The organism is Mycobacterium sp. ABE4_509, from assembly GCF_056160785.1.
Window position 1 is genome coordinate 1 of sequence record NZ_JBSWXU010000006.1, and the last position, 15176, is coordinate 15176.

Here is a 15176-nt window from a genome sequence, read left to right on the forward strand (position 1 = left end):
CCCCCCCCCCCCCCCCCCCCCCCCCCCCCCCCCCCCCCCCCCCCCCCCCCCCCCCCCCCCCCCCCCCCCCCCCCCCCCCCCCCCCCCCCCTTTTTAATGATACGGCGACCACCGAGATCTACACACGACAGCCATCGTCGGCAGCGTCAGATGTGGAGAAGAGACAGGCCAGATCGCGATGGCCGAGGCGGTCGCGCACGCCTTCGCCACCGGCGAGCACCTGGCGGTGCAGGCCGGTACCGGCACCGGCAAGTCACTGGCCTACCTGGTACCGGCGATCGCGCGGGCGCTGGCCGACAACCGCCCCGTGGTGGTGTCGACGGCCACCATCGCGCTGCAGCGTCAGCTGGTCGAGCGCGATCTACCCCGGCTGGCCGACTCGCTGACCGGCGCGTTGCCCCGCCGCCCGGATTTCGCGTTGCTCAAAGGCCGCGGGAACTATCTGTGTCTCAACAAGATCCACAACGGAGCGCAGGCCGAACCGGACGACCGGCCCCAGGAAGAGCTGTTCTCACCGAAAGCGGTCAGCGCACTGGGCCGCGATGTGGCCAGGCTGACCGAGTGGTCCGAGACGACGCCGACCGGGGACCGCGACGAACTGGCACCCGGGGTGGCCGACCGGTCCTGGTCGCAGGTCAGCGTCTCGGCGCGGGAATGCATCGGGGTGTCGCGCTGCCCGTTCGGCACCGACTGCTTCGCCGAGCGTGCCCGTGAGCGCGCCGGCCGGGCCGACGTGGTGGTCACCAACCACGCGCTGCTGGCGATCGACGCGATGGGCGATGCGAACGTGCTGCCCGAACACGATCTGCTCGTCATCGACGAGGCCCACGAGCTGGCCGACCGGGTGACCGGGGTGGCCACCGCCGAGCTGTCGGCCACCAGCCTCGGGGTGGCGCAACGGCGGGCCGCGCGGGTCGTCACGCCCGAACTGGCGCAGCGCCTCGACGCCGCCACCGCCACGTTGTCCGCCGCCGTCTTCGAGGCCGCGCCGGGGCGGATCGACGTGCTCGACACGGAATTGGCCACCCATCTGACGGCCCTGCGCGACGCCGCGACCGCCGCGCGCAGCGACATCGACACCACACGGTCGGATCCGAAGTCCGCGTCGGCACGCGCCGAAGCGGCGACCGCGCTCATCGACGTCAGCGACACCGCCGCCCGCATCCTGGACTCCTTCGTACCCGCGATTCCCGACCGCACCGACGTGGTGTGGGTGGAGCGCATCGAGGACGCCCGGTCCGGCGCCCGGGTGCTGTTGCGCGTCGCACCGCTGTCGGTGGCGGGGCTGCTGCGCAGCAGGCTGTTCGACCACTCCACCGCGGTGCTGACGTCGGCCACTCTGACCATCGGCGGCGGCTTCGACGCGATGGCCCGGGACTGGGGCCTGACCGCCGCCTCGGCAACCGCGCGCGACACCGGCGACAAGGGCGACACCCGACGCTCCGACGACTCCGGCGCCGCCGAGAAGTCCGGCGGGACCACCGATTCCGGGGTACCGGCCTGGCGGGGCCTGGATGTGGGCTCACCGTTCGACCACGCCCGCTCGGGGATCCTCTACGTCGCCGCGCACCTGCCCCCACCGGGCCGCGACGGCACCGGCTCGGCTGAACAGGTCGACGAGATCACCGCGCTGATCACTGCCGCCGGCGGCCGCACGCTGGGGTTGTTCTCGTCGATGCGGGCGGCCAGGGCCGCCGCCGCGATCATGCGTGAACGCCTCGACACCCCGGTGCTGTGTCAGGGCGACGACAGCACCTCGGCACTGGTGCGGCAATTCTCCGACGACGAACCGACCTCGTTGTTCGGCACCCTGTCGCTGTGGCAGGGCGTCGACGTTCCCGGGCCCGCGCTGTCACTGGTGCTGATCGACCGCATCCCGTTTCCCCGCCCCGACGATCCGCTGCTCACCGCCCGCCAGCGGGCGATAGCGGCCCGGGGTGGCAACGGGTTCATGGCGGTCGCCGCCAGCCACGCCGCGCTGCTGCTCGCCCAGGGCGCGGGCCGGCTGCTGCGCCGCGTCGACGACCGCGGGGTCGTCGCGATCCTGGATTCGCGGATGGCCACCGCCCGCTACAGCGGCTTCCTGAAGTCCTCGCTACCTCCGTTCTGGCCGACCACCGACGGCGCGGCGGTTCGCGCCGCGCTGCAACGCCTGCGCGGCGCCGGCTGATCCGGTCCGGGCGCCCACCACGGCCGCGGCCTGGGGCCATCCACGGCTTCGCCCGCACTATCCTGGGAAACAGCTTTCCGCGGGCGCTCGGGCTCCGGACGGAAGGGGAGACATGGGTCGAGGACGCGTCGGGGTCGCGGTGAAAGGGTTGTTCGCCGCCTGCTCGGTGGTCGTCGCGACCGCCTGCTCGACGATGGTGGCCGGTGAGGCCGTCTCGGTGTTCGACAACCCGTTCAACGTCGCCGGGATGCCGGCCACCGACCACGTGACCGGGTTGCGGCCCAACGCCGCAGCTCCGACCCGCGACATCGACGGCACCGACGGCGGCCGCATCGACGAACTGGCCGGCAGTGCGATCAGCGACATCGAGCAGTACTGGCAGACCGCCTACCCCGAGACGTTCGGCGACGAGTTCACCCCCGTCCGCGCCCTGGTTTCCTGGGATGCTAACGGCTTCGACGGGATCTTCTGCGACGAAGACACCTATGGGCTGGTCAACGCCGGGTTCTGCTATCCGGAGCGCACGATCGGCTGGGACCGCGGCGAGATGCTGCCCTCGCTGCGTCGCGCGCACGGCGACCTGGGTGTGGCGATGGTGATGGCCCACGAGTACGGCCACGCGGTGTCCCGGCAGGCTCGGCTGACCGACGAGGAGACCGAGACCCTGGTGTCCGAGCAGCAGGCCGATTGTTTCGCCGGGGCATATCTGCGCTGGGTCGCCGAGGACAGTTCGCCCCGGTTCACGCTGAACACCGGTGAGGGCCTCAATACCGTGCTGGCCGGCGTGATCTCGTTCCGCGACCCGGTGCTCACCGAAGGCGACCCCGACGCCGGCTACGACGAGCACGGCTCGGCGTTCGAGCGGTTGTCGGCCTTCCAGTTCGGGTTCACCGACGGCCCCGCCGCATGCGCCGCGATCGACCTGCGCGAGATCGGTCAGCGCCGCGGGGATCTGCCGGTGCTGTTGCCCGAGGATCAGACCGGCGAGCTGCCGGTCACCGAGGAATCGGTGCGCTCCATCGTCGACGCGATGGAGATCCTGTTCACCCCGGACGATCCCCCGGCGCTGAGCTTCGCCGCCGAGAGGGCCGACACCTGCACCGATGCCCGGCCCAGCCCCCCGGCGTCTTACTGCCCGGCGACCAACACCATCGTGGTGGACATGCCCGCCCTGCAGGACCTCGGCGCTCCGCCCGACCCCGACGACGGGGCGGCGCTGGCCAGCGGCGACAACACCGCCTATTCGGTGCTGGTGTCCCGCTACATGGTGGCCCTGCAGCACGAACACGGCGGCGTCACGCTCGACAGCGCCAACGCGGCGCTGCGGACGGCCTGCCTGACCGGCGTCGCGACGGTCGAGATGTCGTCGGAAGTGACCACCCCCGACGGCAACACCATCGCGCTGACCGCCGGCGACGTCGACGAAGCGGTGTCGGGCATCCTCACCAACGGTCTGGCCGCCGGCGACGTCAACGGTGAGACGGTCCCGTCTGGGTTCTCCCGCATCGACGCGTTCCGGCTCGGCGTGCTCAGCGACACCGAGCGCTGCTTCGCTCGGTTCCCGTGACCCGGATCAGGCCAGAGTGACGAGCCCCAGTTCGCTGTCCCCGGCCAGCAGCCGGTGGTGGGGCAACACCCGCACCGTGTAGCCGACCGGACCGGTGACCGGCAGCGACATCGTCGCGGCGAATGCGTGTGCTCCGTGGTCGGTCCTGACGGTGTGGCTCATCGGCACCGTGACTGGGTCGAGCAGCGTCGCGCTGCCGTCGACCCGGCCGATCACCGCCTGCACCACCACGTCACCGGGGTGCAGCCCGTCGAGCTGCACCAGCGCCGTCAGCGTCAGCTCGGAGCCCAGCAGCGGGGTGTCGGGCAGCCCCGAGCTGTCCACGTCGTCGACCGAGATCCGCGGCCAGGACCGCTCGACGCGGCGCCGGTAGGCGGCCAGCTCGCGAGCCGCTCCGAACGGCTGGGCGAGGTCTCCCCGGCCGGAGCCGGCGGGCTCGATGGTCTGGCGCAGCGACCGCGCGGCCGGAAGGTAGTACTTCTCGGTGTAGTCGCGCACCATCCGGGAGGCCAGCACCTTGGGCCCGAGCACCTGCAGGGTGTGGCGCACCATCTCGACCCACCGGGTGGGGGTGCCCCGCTGGTCGCGGTCGTAGAACTTCGGGACGACCGCCTGCTCGAGCAGGTCGTAGAGCGCGGCGGCTTCCAGGTCGTCGCGGCGGCTCTGGTCGGACAGGCCGTCGGCGGTGGGGATCTCCCACCCGTTCTCCCCGTCGAACCACTCGTCCCACCAGCCGTCGCGGATCGACAGGTTGAGTCCCCCGTTGAGCGCGCTCTTCATCCCCGAGGTGCCGCAGGCCTCGAGCGGGCGCAACGGGTTGTTCAGCCAGACGTCGCAGCCGTGATAGAGGGTGCGGGCCATCGACATGTCGTAGTCGGGCAGGAAGGCGAACCGGTGCCGGACGTCGTGGCGGTCGGCGAAGCGGACGATCTGCTGGATGAGCGCCTTGCCGCCCTCGTCGGCCGGATGCGCCTTGCCTGCGACGATCAGCTGCAGGGGCCGCTGTTCGTCGAGCAGCAGCCGCGCCAGACGTTCGGGGTCGCGCAGCATCAGCGTCAACCGCTTGTAGGTGGGCACCCGGCGGGCGAACCCGATCGTGAGCACATCGGGATCGAAAGCCGTTGATATCCAAGCGAGCTCGGCCTCGGCCGCACCGCGTTGCAGCCACGAACGACGCAACCGGTCGCGGACGTCGGTGACCAGCGCCGCCCGCAGCTGACCGCGGATCCACCACATGTGCCCCGGGTCGACCTGCTGCAACCGCTCCCAGACGTGCGGCTCGCTGAGCTGGCCCAGATCGTGGCTGCCCAACAGTTCGCGGCCCAGCTCCAGCCACTGCGGCGCGGCCCACGTGGGCCCGTGCACGCCGTTGGTGATCGAGCCGATCGGCACCTCGGCGGCGTCGAATCCCGGCCACAGGTCGTTGAACATCTCGCGGCTGACGCGTCCGTGCAGCAGCGAGACACCGTTGGCGCGCTGAGCCAGCCGCAGCCCCATGTGGGCCATGTTGAACTTCGATGCGTCCTCTTCGGCCCCGAAGGCCAGGATGCGATCGACCGGAACTCCGGGCAGCAGCCGTGATCCCCGGTTGTCGGGCCCGGGTCCGAAGTAGCGCTCCACCAGATCGATCGGGAACCGGTCGATGCCCGCGGCCACCGGCGTGTGGGTGGTGAACACCGTCGACGAGCGGACCACCGTCAGCGCGGTGTCGAAGTCCAGGCCCGCGCCGATCAGCTCGCGGATGCGCTCGACACCGAGGAAGCCGGCGTGCCCCTCGTTCATGTGGAACACCTCGGGTGCGGGCAGGCCCCGTAGCTCGGTGTAGGCGCGGATGGCGCGCACACCGCCGATGCCGGCGAGGATCTCCTGCCGGATCCGATGCTCCTGATCGCCGCCGTAGAGCCGGTCGGTGACGGTCCGCACGCTGTGATCGTTTTCCGGGATGTCCGAATCGAGCAGCAGCAACGGTATGCGGCCCACCTGCGCGATCCAGATCCGCGCCGCCAGCGCCACCCCGTCGGGCAGCGCGAGCTCGATGAGCACCGTGTCGCCGGCGGCGTCGGTGAGCAGCCGCAGCGGCAGACCCTGCGGATCCACCGCGGGGTAGCTCTCGTGCTGCCAGCCGTCGGCGGTCAGCGACTGCCGGAAGTACCCGGAGCGGTAGTGCAACCCCACCGCGATCAGCGGGAGCCCGAGGTCCGACGCCGACTTGAGATGGTCGCCGGCGAGGATGCCCAGACCGCCGGAGTAGTTCGGCAGCACCTCGGCAACCCCGAACTCCATCGAGAAGTACGCGATGCCGTGTGGCAGCGCGCCCGCCTCACCTGCATCTTCGGCGTCGTCGGCTGCCATTTCAGCACCCAGCTGCTGATACCACAGCGGCCTGGTGAGGTAGTTGTCCAGATCGGCGGCCAGCGCTTCCACCCGCCCGACGAACGAGGCGTCGGCGGCCAGCTCCTCGAGCCGCTCGGGCCCGACGTGGCCGAGCATCGCCACCGGGTCTCCTCCGGTGAACTGCCACAGCTCGGTGTCGATCGATTCGAACAGGTCCTGGGTGGGCTTGTCCCACGACCATCGCAGGTTCTTCGACAACCGCTCGAGCGGGGCGAGCCGGTCGGGCAGGTGGGCACGGACGGTGAACCGACGAAGAGCCTTCACACACGATCACCTTACTGGCGTCTGGCAAACCCTTCGGGGCCATCGGACGAGCCGCCGCACGATCACTCTTCGCCCTCCGCGTGATTGAGCTGCGCACTACGGTGGGTATAGGCGCGACAAGGCTTGCACACGGAGCCGGGACCGACACCGGACTATGACGGTGTGCGCGACCCACGCCGCGCGGATGTTTCGGATGTGGCAGGCCGCGCACGATGCGCGGATGGCAGGAGTGGGAGGAAACGGGCAAGTGACCGCCGGCCGTATCGAGATCGACGATGTTGCCCCTGTGGTGTCCAGCGGACGATTTCCCGCCAAAGCGGTCGTCGGGGAAGTCGTGCCGGTCACGGCCACGGTGTGGCGTGAAGGCCATGACGCCGTCGCGGCCACGCTGGTCGTGCGCTATCACGGCACGTCCTATCCGGCCCTGGCCGAGGAACCGCCGGGCCGGACGAACCAGGCCGAGGCCATCCCGATCGACGAGGTCGTCAGCCCTGCCCCCCGGGTACGTCCCGCCACGTACCCGATGGCGTTGGGGCGCACCCCGGACGTGTTCCACGGCCAGTTCGTGCCGGACGCCGTCGGGCTGTGGACGTACCGGGTCGACGGGTGGGGCGACCCCATCGCGACCTGGCGCAAGCATGTGATCGCCAAACTGGACGCCGGCCAGAGCGAAGGTGAGCTGTCCAACGACCTGCTGGTCGGTGCCCGACTGCTGGAGCGGGCCGCCACCGGCGTTCCCCGGCAGGACCGGTACCCGCTGATCCAGGCCGTGGAGCGGCTGCGCGAGCCCGGCGACCCGTTCTGGCGTGCCGGCCCGGCGCTGGCCCCGGAGGTCACCGAACTGGTCGACCAGTATCCGCTGCGCGAATTGGTCACCCGCGGTGAACAGCACGGGGTGTGGGTGGACCGGCCGCTGGCCCGGTTCAGCTCCTGGTACGAGTTGTTCCCCCGGTCGACGGGTGGATGGGACAGCGCCGGCAACCCCGTGCACGGCACCTTCGCCACCTCGGCCAAGGCACTGCCCCGGGTGGCCCGGATGGGATTCGACATCGTCTACCTGCCACCCATCCACCCGATCGGCAAGGTGCACCGCAAGGGCCGCAACAACAGTGTCACCGCCGGCCCCGACGACGTCGGCTCGCCGTGGGCGATCGGCAGCGACGAGGGCGGCCACGACGCCGTGCATCCGGATCTGGGAACCATCGAGGATTTCGACGAGTTCGTCGGCGCCGCTCGGGCCGAGGGGCTCGAGGTGGCCCTGGACCTGGCACTGCAGTGCGCCCCCGACCATCCGTGGGCGCGCGAGCACCCGGAGTGGTTCACCGTGCTCCCCGACGGCACCATCGCCTATGCGGAGAACCCGCCCAAGAAATACCAGGACATCTATCCGCTGAACTTCGACAACGAACCGACCGGTCTGTACGAAGAGGTCCTGCGGGTGGTCAAGTACTGGATCTCCCACGGGGTCAAGGTCTTCCGCGTCGACAACCCGCACACCAAGCCGCCCAACTTCTGGGCGTGGCTGATCGGCGAGATCAAGAACATCGACCCCGACGTGCTGTTTCTGGCCGAAGCGTTCACCCGCCCGGCCCGGTTGTTCGGGCTGGCCAAGCTCGGTTACACCCAGTCCTACACCTATTTCACCTGGCGCACCGCCAAGTGGGAACTGACCGAGTTCGCCGAATCGATCGCCGAGCACGCCGACTACGCCAGGCAGAGCCTGTGGACGAACACCCCCGACATCCTGCATGAGAGCCTGCAACACGGCGGCCCGGGAATGTTCGCCATCCGCGCGGTGATGGCCGCGACGATGAGCCCGACCTGGGGCATGTATTCGGGCTACGAACTCTTCGAGCACCGAGCGCTGCGGGAGGGCAGCGAGGAGTATCTGAACTCCGAGAAGTACGAGCTGCGGCCCCGTGACTTCGACGCCGCCCTCGCCGACGGCGAATCCCTCGAGCCGTTCATCACCCGGCTCAACGAGATCCGCCGGGTCCATCCGGCGCTGCAGCAGTTGCGCACCATCACCTTCCACCACATCGACAACGACGCGATTCTGGCCTACAGCAAATTCGATCCGGCCTCCGGCGATCAGGTGCTCGTGGTGGTGAGCCTCAACGCGTTCGGCCCGGAGGAGGGCACGCTGTGGCTCGACATGGGCGCGTTGGGAATGGAACAGCAGGACCGGTTCTGGGTACGCGACGAGATCACCGGAGAGGAATACCAATGGGGCCAGAGCAACTACGTGCGACTCGAGCCGGCCCACGCCGTCGCTCACGTGCTCAACATGCCCCAAGTTCCCGCTGACCAACGAATGAACCTGCTGCGTAGGGAGTGACGACATGACCAACGCGTCAAACCTGACCGATCAGATCGACAGCCCGAACCTTCGGCCGCACACCGCCGACCTGAACCGGTTGCTGGCCGGCGAGCACCACGATCCGCACTCGGTGCTGGGCGCCCACGAATACGGTGACCACACGGTGATCCGGGTCTACCGGCCCCACGCGGTGCGGATCAACGCGCTGATCGGCGGTGCCCGGTTGCCCCTGCAGCACATCGAGTCAGGGTTGTTCGCCGTCGCGGTGCCCTACACCGATCTCGTCGACTATCGGCTCGAGATCGCCTACTCAGAGGACGAGTCGGCCTTCGTGCACACCGTCGCCGACGCGTACCGGTTCCTGCCCACCCTGGGTGAGATGGACCTGCACCTGTTCGGCGAGGGCCGCCATGAACGCCTCTGGGAGGTGCTGGGCGCCCACCCGCGCAGTTTCACCACCGCCGACGGTGTCGTCGACGGCGTCTCCTTTGCGGTGTGGGCGCCGAACGCCAAGGGCGTCGGGGTGATCGGCGATTTCAACCACTGGGGCAACGAGGCGCAGATGCGCGCGCTGGGGTCGACGGGGGTCTGGGAGCTGTTCTGGCCGGGCTTCCCCGAGGACGGCCTCTACAAGCTGCGGGTGCACGGCGCCGACGGTGCGGTCACCGAGCGCGCCGACCCGATGGCCTTCGCCACCGAGGTGCCGCCGCAGACCGCCTCAAGGGTCTTCGAGAGCCACTACACCTGGGCCGACGAGGAGTGGATGTCGCAGCGCGCCCTGCGCAACCCGGTGTTCGAACCGATGAGCACCTATGAGGTGCACCTGGGCTCGTGGCGGCCGGGGCTGAGCTACACCGAACTGGCCGACCAACTCACCGAATACGTTCTTCAGCACGGCTTCACCCACGTCGAGATGCTGCCCGTGGCCGAGCACCCGTTCGGCGGGTCGTGGGGCTATCAGGTCACGTCCTACTATGCGCCGTCGTCGCGGTTCGGCACCCCCGACGAATTCCGCTACCTCGTCGACATGCTGCACCAGGCCGGCATCGGCGTGCTCGTGGACTGGGTCCCCGCGCATTTCCCCAAGGATGCCTGGGCGCTGGGCCGCTTCGACGGCACCCCGCTCTACGAACATGCCGACCCGCGCCGCGGCGAGCAACTCGACTGGGGCACCTACGTTTTCGACTTCGGCCGCACCGAGGTGCGCAACTTCCTGGTGGCCAACGCGCTGTACTGGCTGCAGGAGTTCCACATCGACGGGCTGCGCGTCGACGCGGTCGCATCGATGCTCTATCTGGACTACTCCCGCCCCGAGGGCGGCTGGACCCCCAACATCTACGGGGGCCGGGAGAACCTGGAGGCGGTGCAGTTCCTGCAGGAGATGAACGCCACCGTGCACAAGATCAACCCCGGCATCGTCACCATCGCCGAGGAATCGACCTCGTGGCCGGGCGTCACCCGCCCCACCAACCTCGGCGGCCTGGGCTTCTCGATGAAGTGGAACATGGGCTGGATGAACGACACGCTGGAGTTCGTCAAGCGTGATCCGATCTACCGCACCTACCACCACCACGAGATGACGTTCTCGATGCTGTATGCGTTCAGCGAGAACTACGTGCTGCCGATCAGCCACGACGAGGTGGTCCACGGCAAGGGCACACTGTGGGGCCGGATGCCGGGCAACGACCACACCAAGGCCGCCGGGATCCGCGAGTTGCTGGCCTACCAGTGGGCACATCCGGGCAAGCAGCTGCTGTTCATGGGCCAGGAGTTCGGCCAGCGCGCGGAGTGGTCCGAAGAGCGCGGGGTGGACTGGTTCCAGCTCGACGAGCAGGGCTTCTCCAACGGCATCCTGAAGATGATGACCGACGCCAACGAGGTCTATCGGACCCGCCGGGCGCTGTGGTCGCGCGACACCCAGCCCGACGGCTATTCGTGGATCGACGCCAACGACTCGGCCAACAACGTGCTGAGCTTCATGCGGTTCGGCGACGACGGCTCGATGATGGCCTGTGTGTTCAACTTCTCGGGCAGCGAGCACAGCCGCTACCGCCTGGGGCTGCCGCACGCGGGCACCTGGCGCGAGGTGCTCAACACCGACTCCGACACCTACAACGGTTCGGGCATCGGCAACTACGGTGCGGTCGAGGCGACCGAGGATCCGTGGCACGGCCGGCCGGCCTCGGCGGTGATGGTGCTGCCGCCGATGTCGGCGCTGTGGTTCGAACCCGCGTGAGCGCCGAAACGGCATTCCGGCAGCGAAAGTGCGAGTGATCCCCTGCTGGAATGCCGTTTCGGCGGAGCCGAGCGTCAGTACAGGGCGCTGGCGAGGTCGCGGCGCCCGGCGATCACCACGGGATCCGCGGGGTCGAACAGCTCGAACAACTCGATCAGCCGGGTGCGCACCGCGGTGCGCTCGTCGCCGGCGGTGCGCTTGACCAGACCGGTCAACCGCGCGAAGGCGGCCTCGATGTTCTGCTCGAGAATCTCGACGTCGGCCGCGGCGAACGCCGCCTCGATGTCGCCGGGTGCGGCATCGGCGACGGCCACCGCGTCGCGCGGCGCGGCGGTGGCGCGCTGCAGGAAAGCGATCTGACGAACCGCCCCCTTGGCCTCCGGGTGGTTCGGGTCGGCGTCCAGGATCGCCTGGTAGGCGCTGCGCGCCGCATCGAAGTCGCCGTCGTCGAGGAATGCCCGGGCCTGTTCGACCTGGGGGTCCACCTGTTCGGGCGCTTCGGCCTCGCCGGTCCCGCTGAGCTTGCCGGCGGTCGCCTCGAGCAGCGAATTCACCCAGCGGCGCAGCTGCTCGGGCGGCTGCATGCCCTGAAAGCTCGACAGCGGCTGGCCGGCGGCCAGCGCCACCACCGTCGGCACGCCCTCCACGCCGAACATCTGCGCCACCCGCGGCACGGTGTCGACGTTGACGGTCGCCAGCGACCACTTCGGGCCGTCCTGGGCGGCCAGGCCGGCGAGCACCTCGCCGAGCTGGACGCTGGAGTCGCTGCGCGGCGACCACAACAGCACCACGACGGGCACCTCGTTGGAGCGGACCAGCACCTCGGCTTCGAGGTTGGCCTCGCTGACCTCGACGCCGCCCGGGGCCCCGGCCGGAGCGGCCGAACCACCCTCGCTAGGGGTCGCCCGCTGCTTGAGGGCCGACAGGTCGACAGCGCCCGCCATCGCCGGCGAGATTCGGGGTCCAGGACGAGTCACAGCATCAAGTGTGTCACGTCGTTTCAGGCACCGTCGGACCCGGTCGGCCCACGCCCGCCGCCACCGGTCCCGAACCGATCCGACCCGTCCGATCAGCCCATATGAGGAAGATCACACTGCCCAGTGGCACGATGCCGGCCAGCAACGCCAGCAACCACGTCGTGATGTTCCAGCGGTGCGCCACGCCGACCGCCAGTGCCGCAACCACGAAGGCGATGAAGATGCCGCCGTGCACGGGCCCGAAGACCTTCACCCCGATCTCGGTCTGCGGTGCGCCGAGATACTTGAAGTACATGCCGATCAGCAGACCGACCCAGCTGACGGCCTCCGCCAACGCGATCAACCGGAACCATCCCGCCGCGCTGCGGAGGTCGTATGCACTTGCCTGGCTAGCCATGACCGCCATTGTGCCGGACCGCGGCGCCGGCTACTACATTGCGTCGTTGACCAGGTGCGCCACTCAGGGACGCCGCAGGATCAGGGCGTCACCCTGGCCACCGGCGCCGCACAGTGCGGCGACGGCGTAGCCGGACCCCTTCCGGGCCAGCTCCAGTGCCGCATGCAGCGTGATCCGTGCACCCGACATGCCGATCGGATGCCCGATGGCGATCGCCCCGCCGTTGGTGTTGACCTTGGCCGACGTGGTGGCCTCGTCGAGGCCCAGCTCCTTGGTCGAGGCCAGCGCCACCGCGGCGAAGGCCTCGTTGATCTCGATCACATCCACGTCGGCGATCGAGATGCCCTCCTTGGCCAGGGCCTTCTTGATCGCGTTGGCCGGCTGGCTCTGCAGCGTGGAGTCCGGGCCGGCGACCACGCCGTGGGCGCCGATCTCGCACAGCCACTCCAGGCCCATTTCTTCGGCCTTCGCCTTGCTCATCACCACGACCGCGCAGGCCCCGTCGGAGATCTGCGACGCCGAACCCGCGGTGATCGTGCCGTCCTTGCGGAACGCCGGGCGCAGTCCGGCCAGCGACTCGGCCGAGGTGTCGGCGCGAATGCCCTCGTCCTCGGTGAACTCGACGGGATCGCCCTTGCGCTGCGGGATCTCGACCGGCACCACCTCGTCGGCGAACACCCCGTCCTTCCAGGCACGGGCGGCCTTCTGATGCGAGGTCGCGGCAAACTCGTCCTGCTGGGCGCGGGTGAACTGATCGGCGTCGTTGCGCTGCTCGGTCAGCGCGCCCATCGGCTGGTCGGTGAACACGTCGTGCAGACCGTCGTAGGCCATGTGGTCGAGCGCGGTCACATCGCCGTACTTGTAGCCCGAGCGACTGTTCATCAACAGGTGCGGGGCCTGGCTCATCGACTCCTGGCCTCCGGCGACCACCACGTCGAACTCCCCGGCCCGGATCAACTGATCGGCCAGGGCGATGGCGTCAATGCCCGACAGACACATCTTGTTGATCGTCAGCGAGGCCACGTCCCAGCCGATGCCGGCCGCCACCGCGGCCTGGCGCGCAGGCATCTGACCTGCACCGGCGGTGAGCACCTGGCCCATGATCACGTACTCGACGGCTGAGGCGGGAACCCGCGACTTCTCCAGCGCGCCGGCAATGGCGACTGCACCCAGATCGCTGCCGGAGAAGTCCTTGAGCGAACCCATCAACCTACCCACCGGCGTGCGAGCTCCAGCAACAATTACCGACGTCGTCATCAATTCCTCCAACTGCGTTTCCCGGGGCCGCACAAAGGCTATACAGCAGACCCGAGCTGTTCGAATCCGATCTGTTTAGGTTACCTTTGCGTTATGACCGCCGAGCAGACTGACGCCCGTCCGGTACTGGCCACCGCGCTGGTCACCGCCATCGACCATGTGGGCATCGCGGTGCCCGACCTGGACGCGGCCATCAAGTGGTACCACGACCATCTCGGCATGATCGTGCTGCACGAGGAGATCAACGAGGAGCAGGGCGTCCGCGAGGCGATGCTGTCGGTGCGCGGCGCCCCGGTCGGCAGCGTGCAGCTGCAGTTGATGTCGCCGATCGACGAGACCAGCACCATCGCCAAGTTCATCGACAAGCGCGGCCCCGGCCTGCAGCAGCTGGCCTACCGGGTCAGCGACATCGATGCGCTGACCGAGCGGTTGCGCGAGCAGGGCGTGCGGCTGCTCTACGACGCCCCACGGCGCGGCACCGCCGACTCCCGGATCAACTTCATCCATCCCAAGGACGCCGGCGGCGTGCTGATCGAAATCGTCGAGCCCGCCCCCGACAAGCACTGACGGTCACCGACCCTCCGCCCACCGCTCAGGACCAGCGCCGGGTCGGACCCCGGTTCGCTCTGTTCGCCCAGCACGGCGTGTGCCAGTGCCGGCGATCTTCGAGGCCTTCGGCACTGTCGGCCGGCCACGCGACCACGTGGGCGATGCCGGGCCTGATCTCGTGGTCGCAGCCGGGACACCGGTAGAACTTGGTCGCGCGGCCCGCCGCGACGAGCCGCACCTCGTAGTCATGGCCGTCCGGACCCGGCTCGATCCGCCGCGACGGCGCGAACAGGCCGCGTTCGGGATTGCGCGGCCGCCCTTTGCGGCCCGCCGGTCGCCGCCGGGCCATCAGAACAACCGGTACTCGTCGCTGTCCATGCCGCGCATCTTGTCGTAGTCCAGCGTCAGGCACCTGATGCCGCGGTCGGTCGCCAGCGTGCGCGCCTGCGGCTTGATCTGCTGGGCCGCGAACACCCCGGCGACGGGCGCCAGCACCGAGTCCCGGTTGAGCAACTCGAGATAGCGGGTCAGTTGTTCGACACCGTCAATCTCGCCGCGCCGCTTGATCTCGACCGCCACCGACCGGCCCTGGTCGTCGCGGCACAGCAGATCGACTGGGCCGATCGGGGTCATGTACTCCCGCCGCACCAGGGTGTAGCCGGCGCCGAGCAACTCGACGTGTTCGGCCAGCAGCGCCTGCAGGTGTGCCTCGACACCGTCCTTCACCAAGCCGGGATCCACACCGAGCTCGTGGCTGGAGTCGTGCTCGACGTCCTCGACGGTGATCCGCAGCTGTTCGCCGGCCTTGTTCTCGACCACCCACACCGGGGTGTCGCCGTCGGGATCCTCGACCACCCAGCAGGGTGGGCTCATCCAGTTCAACGGTTTGTAGGCACGGTCGTCGGCGTGCACGCTCACCGAGCCATCAGCCTTGAACAGCAACAGCCGTCGCGCTGAGGGCAGGTGCGCGGTGAGCCGACCGACGTAGTCCACAGTGCACTGGGCGATCACAAGACGCACCGATCCACCCTAACCGCCACAGGCG

General features: G+C 69.3%; 11 protein-coding genes. 5 read left to right on the forward strand and 6 right to left on the reverse strand.

What is annotated here, in order from left to right:
* The first annotated feature begins 178 nt into the window (after positions 1 to 178).
* Both ACXAID_RS02330 and ACXAID_RS02335 read left to right on the forward strand, forming a co-directional pair.
* Positions 179 to 2170 carry an ATP-dependent DNA helicase gene (locus ACXAID_RS02330; RefSeq protein ID WP_475020564.1) on the forward strand — a complete coding sequence of 664 codons (1992 nt, stop codon included), beginning with the start codon at positions 179 to 181 and terminating at the stop codon, positions 2168 to 2170.
* A gap of 112 nt (positions 2171 to 2282) precedes the next feature.
* Positions 2283 to 3737: a neutral zinc metallopeptidase gene (locus tag ACXAID_RS02335; RefSeq protein WP_475020565.1), complete on the forward strand. Its 1455-nt coding sequence runs from the start codon at positions 2283 to 2285 to the stop codon at positions 3735 to 3737.
* A 6-nt stretch (positions 3738 to 3743) separates the two neighbouring features.
* Here ACXAID_RS02335 and glgP read toward each other — a convergent pair whose 3' ends face one another.
* Positions 3744 to 6395, reverse strand: coding sequence for an alpha-glucan family phosphorylase (gene glgP, locus ACXAID_RS02340; protein ID WP_475020566.1), 2652 nt, complete (start codon positions 6393 to 6395; stop codon positions 3744 to 3746).
* A 220-nt stretch (positions 6396 to 6615) separates the two neighbouring features.
* Here glgP and ACXAID_RS02345 point away from each other — a divergent pair, with 220 nt between their 5' ends.
* Together ACXAID_RS02345 and glgB are read left to right on the forward strand one after the other, a co-directional pair.
* Positions 6616 to 8733 carry an alpha-1,4-glucan--maltose-1-phosphate maltosyltransferase gene (locus ACXAID_RS02345; protein WP_475020567.1) on the forward strand — a complete coding sequence of 706 codons (2118 nt, stop codon included), beginning with the start codon at positions 6616 to 6618 and terminating at the stop codon, positions 8731 to 8733.
* A gap of 4 nt (positions 8734 to 8737) precedes the next feature.
* Positions 8738 to 10951 carry a 1,4-alpha-glucan branching protein GlgB gene (gene glgB / locus ACXAID_RS02350; protein WP_475020568.1) on the forward strand — a complete coding sequence of 738 codons (2214 nt, stop codon included), beginning with the start codon at positions 8738 to 8740 and terminating at the stop codon, positions 10949 to 10951.
* Between the two features lie 74 nt (positions 10952 to 11025).
* Here the strand turns inward: glgB and ACXAID_RS02355 are convergent, their stop codons facing one another.
* The 3 genes from ACXAID_RS02355 to ACXAID_RS02365 all read right to left on the reverse strand — a co-directional run bounded on the left by ACXAID_RS02355 (position 11026) and on the right by ACXAID_RS02365 (position 13582).
* A complete protein-coding gene (locus ACXAID_RS02355) occupies positions 11026 to 11928 on the reverse strand; it encodes a tetratricopeptide repeat protein (RefSeq protein WP_475020569.1) in 903 nt (300 codons plus the stop codon).
* Positions 11929 to 11941: 13 nt separating this feature from the next.
* Positions 11942 to 12325, reverse strand: a complete 384-nt coding sequence (locus ACXAID_RS02360; protein WP_475020570.1) for a DUF3817 domain-containing protein — start codon at positions 12323 to 12325, stop codon at positions 11942 to 11944.
* A gap of 63 nt (positions 12326 to 12388) precedes the next feature.
* A complete protein-coding gene (locus ACXAID_RS02365) occupies positions 12389 to 13582 on the reverse strand; it encodes an acetyl-CoA C-acetyltransferase (protein WP_475020571.1) in 1194 nt (397 codons plus the stop codon).
* A gap of 93 nt (positions 13583 to 13675) precedes the next feature.
* Between ACXAID_RS02365 and mce the strand changes: the two genes are divergently transcribed.
* Positions 13676 to 14149 carry a methylmalonyl-CoA epimerase gene (gene mce / locus ACXAID_RS02370; RefSeq protein ID WP_475020572.1) on the forward strand — a complete coding sequence of 158 codons (474 nt, stop codon included), beginning with the start codon at positions 13676 to 13678 and terminating at the stop codon, positions 14147 to 14149.
* Positions 14150 to 14174: 25 nt separating this feature from the next.
* Here the strand turns inward: mce and ACXAID_RS02375 are convergent, their stop codons facing one another.
* Positions 14175 to 14480, reverse strand: a complete 306-nt coding sequence (locus ACXAID_RS02375; protein WP_475020573.1) for a hypothetical protein — start codon at positions 14478 to 14480, stop codon at positions 14175 to 14177.
* Positions 14480 to 15151 (reverse strand): endonuclease NucS, encoded by a 672-nt coding sequence (gene nucS, locus ACXAID_RS02380; RefSeq protein WP_475020574.1) that lies wholly within the window; start codon positions 15149 to 15151, stop codon positions 14480 to 14482. Before nucS ends, ACXAID_RS02375 begins: the two co-directional genes overlap by 1 nt.
* Between the last annotated feature and the right edge of the window lie 25 nt (positions 15152 to 15176).